The sequence below is a fragment of the Burkholderia sp. SIMBA_051 genome (genome assembly GCF_046534915.1).
Taxonomy (GTDB): domain Bacteria; phylum Pseudomonadota; class Gammaproteobacteria; order Burkholderiales; family Burkholderiaceae; genus Burkholderia; species Burkholderia ambifaria.
Genome location: NZ_JAWRXS010000034.1, coordinates 1 through 1358, shown reverse-complemented (window position 1 = coordinate 1358; position 1358 = coordinate 1). Strand labels below are relative to the sequence as shown.

At 64.8% G+C, this 1358-nt stretch carries 1 protein-coding gene; it reads left to right on the top strand.

Features of this window, described 5'->3' with window-relative positions:
- Positions 1–533 precede the first annotated feature (533 nt).
- Positions 534–1277: a 2OG-Fe(II) oxygenase gene (locus tag SB771_RS33385; protein ID WP_175662728.1), complete on the top strand. Its 744-nt coding sequence runs from the start codon at positions 534–536 to the stop codon at positions 1275–1277.
- The last annotated feature ends 81 nt before the right edge of the window (positions 1278–1358 follow it).

The window sequence follows — 1358 nt, the reverse complement described above, 5'->3', positions numbered from 1 at the left end:
TTCCTTGCGTTTGCGTGGCATAAAGTGGCTCCTTGGCCATCAGTTTATGCCTCACACACAAAGGTTCGGATAGGCTCCACACTCTCCTCGTCGCCTCCTCACCTCTTCGGTTCCTCACCGCCCCGCTTCCTCGCTTCCTCGCTTCCTCGCTTCCTCGCTTCCTCGCTTCTGCGCTTCTGCGCGCTTCGTCTCTTCGTCTCGCAGGCCCTCTCGCCGTCCGTGTCGCGCACATTACGCTGAACTTATCCCGGTCAGTCGCGCAACGACGTCGCACTGAATCGCCGTTGCGCCCGACTGCTCGCCCCGCGATCTGCCCCCGCTCTCCCGAATTGAAGCGCAAGATCTGGAGCGCGCCGTCGCACCGGCAACATTAGACTGGGTTCATCGACTTTCATCGGGGATACGGTCGTGCTCGCAACGCTACCCGACATCGCGTCGCCGACCATCCCGCTGCGACCGCCCGCGCATATTCCGGCGCGCGCGACATGCCTGCACGACTCCGTATTCCCATCGCTGACGAACGAGGTACACCCGTGAACATTGCCGATCTGCAACCCGCCCTCGCATCTGCCGACCTCGTACAACGCGTGAGCGCAGTCGATTGGACCGCCGTCGGTACCGAACTCGATCGCTATGGGTGCGCTCGCGTACCGGGCCTTCTCCGCGCCGACGAATGCACGGCGCTGGCATCGCTCTATTCGCGCGATGCGCTTTACCGTTCGCGCGTCGTCATGGCGCGGCATGGCTTCGGCCGCGGCGAATATCGGTATTTCGCTTATCCGCTGCCGGCAGTCGTCGACACGTTGCGAACCGCGATCTATCCGCATCTCGCGCCGATCGCGAATCGCTGGAACCAAGCGCTCGGGATCGACGTCCGCTACCCGGCCGACCACGCGTCATTCCTCGAGCGCTGCCATGCGGCGGGACAGACCCGACCGACACCGCTGATCCTGCAGTACGGTGCGGACGACTACAACTGCCTCCATCAGGACCTGTATGGCGAGCACGTCTTTCCGCTGCAGGTCGCGATTCTCCTGTCGGCGCCGGGCCGCGATTTCACGGGTGGGGAGTTCGTGCTGACGGAACAGCGGCCGCGGATGCAGTCGCGTGCGGAAGTCGTGCCGCTGACACAAGGCGACGCCGTGATCTTCGCGGTGCACGGCAGGCCCGTGCAGGGAACGCGCGGCGTCTATCGCGTCAACCTGCGTCACGGCGTGAGCCGTATCCGGACCGGGCACCGCCATACGGTCGGCATCATCTTTCATGATGCTCAGTAGCGGCAAGCGGACGTGAGAACGGTGGTGTCGGGTGTCGGGTGGCGGGTGGCGGGTGGCGGGTGGCGGGTGGCGGGTAGCGGG